Annotated in this window: 1 protein-coding gene; it reads right to left on the minus strand. The window is 53.1% G+C overall.

Annotated elements, in window-relative coordinates; translation table 11 throughout:
* Positions 1-139: 139 nt before the first annotated feature.
* A partial coding sequence (locus AAAU26_RS00125) for an LPD16 domain-containing protein (RefSeq protein ID WP_349180845.1) occupies positions 140-571 on the minus strand: 432 nt, incomplete at its 5' end.

The raw sequence follows: 571 nt of genomic DNA on the forward strand, positions 1-571 counted from the left end.
CTTTCATCGAGGATTTTTTCGTCATGCCGCAGCTGCATCACCATATAAACATCGCACCCTGCGTTCAGAAACTTCTGCGGGATGTCTGTCATGGGTTCACCGTCAAAATTCTGGTTCCATTTTTGCTGCATCGTCCACCTCACAGTTCCGGTGCAGAATGTGCAGAGGATTTTGGCGCAGACGTATCACTTGCCAGTTCTGCCAGCTTTTCCAGTGTGGAAGGGCGATGGTCTGCACTCAGTTCCTCGGCTTCCGCAACTTTATCCATGACTGCATCGTAGTCCTGCAGTAGCCGCCGGCCCTTTTCCATGTGGTGTGCTTCCAGAATCTGCTCACGGGCTTCCTGAATGGTCAGTTCCGGGGCATTCAGCTGCCCGCCGTCCATCACAGAATAATCGCTGTGGTAAATGGTGTAGTCCCATCCATCCTCATAGGACTGGATGGCAAGGTAGCCTTTGCCGCCCAGTTCCCATGCAGCCTGCTCGTCCTGTGTTTGAATCTCCGGGTAGAAGTCTGCATGGTTTCGTTCCATGACCTCGGCAAACTGGCAGATGTGGAACACATTGCCCAG

The organism is Faecalibacterium longum, from assembly GCF_040094125.1.
GTDB classification, from domain to species: Bacteria; Bacillota; Clostridia; order Oscillospirales; family Ruminococcaceae; genus Faecalibacterium; species Faecalibacterium longum.